This window comes from Skermanella sp. (assembly GCF_059503625.1).
In genome coordinates, this window is record NZ_JCACHA010001194.1 from 1 (window position 1) to 4,776 (window position 4,776).

The 4,776-nt window shown below is 58.1% G+C and carries 3 protein-coding genes and 1 tRNA gene; 3 read left to right on the top strand and 1 reads right to left on the bottom strand.

Annotated elements, in window-relative coordinates; translation table 11 throughout:
* Positions 1-1,008 (bottom strand): UbiA family prenyltransferase (locus tag AC5JJ6_RS41965; RefSeq protein ID WP_496047752.1); only part of this gene is annotated, 1,008 nt, incomplete at its 3' end.
* 447 nt (positions 1,009-1,455) lie between these two features.
* Between AC5JJ6_RS41965 and mnmA the strand changes: the two genes are divergently transcribed.
* The 3 genes from mnmA (at position 1,456) to AC5JJ6_RS41980 (ending at position 4,522) form a co-directional block, all read left to right on the top strand.
* A complete protein-coding gene (mnmA, locus tag AC5JJ6_RS41970; RefSeq protein ID WP_496047753.1) occupies positions 1,456-2,634 on the top strand; it encodes a tRNA 2-thiouridine(34) synthase MnmA in 1,179 nt (392 codons plus the stop codon).
* 267 nt (positions 2,635-2,901) lie between these two features.
* A tRNA-Met gene (locus AC5JJ6_RS41975) sits at positions 2,902-2,978 on the top strand.
* A gap of 1,199 nt (positions 2,979-4,177) precedes the next feature.
* Positions 4,178-4,522, top strand: a complete 345-nt coding sequence (locus tag AC5JJ6_RS41980; RefSeq protein WP_496047754.1) for a hypothetical protein — start codon at positions 4,178-4,180, stop codon at positions 4,520-4,522.
* The last annotated feature ends 254 nt before the right edge of the window (positions 4,523-4,776 follow it).

Sequence of the window (4,776 nt, forward strand, 5' to 3'; positions counted from 1 at the left end):
GGACGCCAGCATGAAGACGTCGACCAGCGGCAGGCTTTTCAGCTTGAAGGAGTAGAGCACCGAACAGACGGCGTAGAGCACAACGACATGGAAGGCTCCCGCTGATGCCGCCAGGACTCCCCCCGCCAGCAGCAGCCCCGGCACGACGATGGGGCCGTGATAGAGCGGCAGCGCGCCGCTTGCGAAAGGCCGGTGGCGCTTCCGTTGATGCTGGCGGTCGGCGGCCAGATCGGTCAGGTCGTTGACGACATAGATGGCCGACGCCGTGCAGCAGAAGGCGAAGAACATCAGCAGCGCGTCGCCCCAGGCCGCGAAGTCGAACAGCGCGCTGGCAGTGACGATCGGCACGAAGACCAGAACGTTCTTGACCCATTGATGGGGCCGCAGGGCCTTGACCAGGGCGCGGGTCCAGGGAATGCGGTCGTCTACCCTCGTCTCGATCCGGGTGACTTCCGCCGCCGCCTTGCAGACGCTCTTGGGCGCATTGACCAGCACCGCGGAGTCGGCATGCCGCCAGATCTCCAGGTCGGAGAAGTCGTTGCCGGCATAGGCGTAGGGCTGACCGCCGAGGTGCTGGGAAATCGCTTCCGCCTTGGCCGAGCCGCGCAGGTTGTTCAATCCATCCGACGCGATGACCTCGTCGAACAGGCCGATATGCTTCGCCACCGCGTCCGCGATCACATGGTCGGCGGCGGTCGCCAGGATGAGCCGCCGGCCAAGCCTCTTCTGTTCGTGGAGCCAGGTGATCAGGCCGCTGTTGTAGGGCAGCAGCGCCGGATCGAGCCGGGCATGCAGCGCCAGTTGCTGCTTGAGATGCGCCTTGCCCTTCAACAGCCACCCGAACAGGGCGAACATCACCCGCCAGTCCTTGATGACGGCGAAGAAGCATTCGATCAGGCTGTCGGTGTTGAGCAGGGTGCCGTCCATATCGACGCACAGCGGCACCCGCTCGCCCGAGACCTTCGGATCGGCCGTCTTGAGATCGACCGTGAAAGCATCAGCCGTCATGGGATCGGCCGCCGGACGAGCGCTATCGGGATGCTGTCGTGCCGAACGGTTTACTGCATCCATACTGGCCATGAAGCGAAAGATCCGTTAGTAGTGGAGGAGAATTTATAGAAAATTTTCACGAATTCCCTCTGAATTCGTCGTCACCCAACAACATGTTCTGACAATGAACAATTCGAGCGGCAAAATTCATCCATGATGCAATCATTTTTGATGAATGCTTCCCATGGGGAATAGGGAGGTGCCCGTAGGATTACTATGGCGATCCATTGAGGAATTTTCCCACTATCCAGGTCGCACATTCATATCCCTTCGAGTCCGTGTACTTCTATCGCTTCTACATATGAGCGTAGCACCATAGTCCACGTGATAGCGGGCTGGGGAGAGGCATGACAACCTTGCCGTGGAGCAGTTGCGCCGGACCCGCCATCGCTTATATTGCGCCCCATGAACCCGATCCTGCACCCCGCGTCCGATACCGCCCTCAACTCGCTTGGCATCGCCAAGCGGCCCGCCGACACGCGCGTCGTCGTCGCCATGTCCGGCGGCGTGGACTCGTCCGTCACGGCGGCGCTCCTCAAGGAGGAAGGGTACGACGTCGTCGGGATCACCCTTCAGCTTTACGACCATGGCATGGCGATCGGCAGGAAGGGCGCCTGCTGCGCCGGCCAGGACATCTACGACGCCCGGCAGGTGGCGGACCGGATCGGCATTCCCCATTACGTGCTGGACTACGAGAACCGGTTCTCGCAGAGCGTGATGGACGACTTCGCCGACAGCTACCTGCGGGGCGAGACCCCGATCCCCTGCGTCCGCTGCAACCAGCGGGTCAAGTTCCGCGACCTGCTGGACACCGCACGCGACCTGGGCGCCGAGGCGCTGGCGACCGGCCATTATGTGCAGCGGGTGATGGGACACGACGGCGCCGAACTGCACCGCGCCATCGACCCCGCCCGCGACCAGAGCTATTTCCTGTTCGCCACGACGCGCGAGCAGCTGGACTTCCTGAGGTTTCCGCTGGGCGGCATGCACAAGCCCGAAGTCCGCGTCCATGCCGAGCGTTTCGGTCTGGTCGTGGCGGACAAGCCGGACAGCCAGGACATCTGCTTCGTCCCGACCGGGAAGTATGCCGAGGTGGTGGAAAAGCTCCGCCCCGGCGCCATCGAGCCGGGCGATATCGTCCATGTGGACGGCCGCGTCATGGGCCGTCACGACGGCATCATCCATTACACGATCGGCCAGCGGAAGGGCCTGGGCATCGGCGGCCAGAAGGGCGACCAGGGAGACCCCCTCTACGTCGTCCGCCTGGACCCCGCCCGCCACCGCGTCGTGGTCGGCCCCAGATCCTCCCTCGCCCGCGATCGCGTGGTGGTGCGCGAGGTCAACTGGCTGGGGACCGGCGACGCCCCCGACCCTGCCGGCACCAAGGTCCACGTCAAGCTCCGCTCCGCCCAGCCTGCGGCGGCGGCCACGGCGTTCCCGGCGGCGGACGGAGGCGCAGAGGTGATCCTGGACGAACCACAGTTCGGCGTGGCCCCCGGTCAGGCCTGCGTCTTCTACCAGGGCGACCGGGTCCTGGGCGGCGGCTGGATCGCTTCGGCGGAAAGCCGGCTGGCGGCGGCCTGAGGAGGGGTGATGACATCCCCCCAGCCGTACGCAAATGTCATCATTTGTCGTGACGGCCGGCATCAAGTGCCTGTTTTTCATGATTCGATTGTCAAAGATCCGGCCTTGCGGCAACACAGCTTAGGCACTCATCGTTAAGAAAGTATTCCTTTTCGCTTCCGTTCGTTCGGCTTCGAAAACAGACCGCCGTAAATCGTCGAGAAGCGCTTGACAGCCCCCGCCCCGCCGAACTATATCACCGGCCTCCCGGCGACAAACCGGGCCTGCGGCGGAGTAGCTCAGTTGGTCAGAGCAGAGGAATCATAATCCTTGTGTCGGGGGTTCAAATCCCTCCTCCGCTACCATCGAAAAAGCCTGCTAAGTCAAAAGCTTAGCGGGCTTTTTCGTGCCTGGAACCTGGCCCGGTATGATCGCTGAACGCCCATGTCACATTAAGGAGAATCATGGGTTACGTGGAGTCCTCTGTGGGTTTCCAGAACGATTTCCAAAAAAATTGCTGTTCGGACGCAGAATCTCCCTTCTTGGCGGGAGGTTGTATAGAGTCTGCAAGGCTATCGGCCGAACCAGGAAGCGTGATCTTGAACTAACCTTATGGAACGGGCGCTACCGGGAGTGTCTTCTTCCATGATGCGCACCCCCGTTAGATGGCCCTCGCCATCTTCCCGGGCCCGCTGTGAGGCGGCCTTGGCTTGGCTCAGTCGCTCTCAGGCGTGCTGTTCCGCCTGATGTGATAGCCGGACTGCTCGCCGCGCTCGGAGAATGACCGTAATCTTCCGCTCCAGGCGAAGAGATCCACTGGAGAGGCGTGCCGGGCGAGCCCAATAAGGCGGTCCAAGGGATCCATGCGCTCTCCTCCCATCAGGGGGCGAGAGTACTGGCACTTCCCGTTCACCGACAAACATCATGGTGAACCAGCAACGACGCGCCAGCACGTCACGGCATCTCAGCGCGCAAATTTTTATGGAAAGGCCATTACCTGAAAATGTCGTCGCGGTTGATCCGCACCCACATCGGTCGGCCGTTTCGGCCGCTCAAGGCGGCCGCCTGCGACGTTGGTGCGAAATTGCCTACGGCGTTGCCGTTGCGGTAGGGAGTCGGATAAAGGAGCAGCCTATCCGCTGCCTCCGATTCCTGCATGCCCTACAAGGCGAAAGAACCCCGCCGCCGCTACATCCCGCGGGCGCGCTACAAGGTTGAGAACTGGGCCGAGTATGCCAAACGTGTCTGTATGCTTTTGAGCATCATAGTTCGGACATCGTCATATCCCCTTTAGCCGACCCAATAACGATACTTTATGGATATTGCACAATCTTCAGATTCTATCACAAATTTTTTCAATCATTGCGTTAGAACGCTAATTGAACGTAGTCATACGAGACAACGGAAAATTACTCGATTAGAGTATGATATAAGTTATCGATAATCACATGAAATTCAATGTCTAATGTACCAAAGAGCGTTCTATCCGTTTTGAAAGAGTCGTACAGTGATTATCTGATATAAATGACAGGAGGTTACCTTGCCTCGTGTTAGAAACGTTGCCATGGCAACTACAGTTACCTTTATTGCTGCCGTATCAAATGTCACAGGCCACGACTGGTATACAGTATTAAAAGCCGAAGATGGTAGCTCATGCTGTTCGATGAAGGACTGTCAACCTGTTGAACATCGCTATAATGGTATCAAAGGTCTTGAGATCCAGATCGGTGAAGTCTGGTTTGCCGTAAATCTGGCTGCGGTGCTGCCTATATCATCGCCTGATAATAATGCACATGCCTGCTACTACTATGGCAGCACTCAAAGAATTGATAAAAACAAAAAAAATTATTTAGATTGGTATGTGAAAGGTCCAGTAATCCGCTGCGTTATTTTGCCTAGTCACTCATAACTGCATTCAACATGCCACACAATAAAATGAAGTATAAATGCGCTGAGATAAGTGAAGTAAAACCTGAGATACCTGAAGTAAGAATAAAGTTTTTGTAGCATCAAAAGCATGGAGCGTAACGTTGTTGGGATCTCTACCGATGGCTTTTAACTTTTCATCCCAAATGACCACTTACCCTACTCGCCGCCGTCGCATCTGGGATCTTGGTGAGAGTCTCCACTGTTCGATTATTGGAACATGCCTGAACACTGACG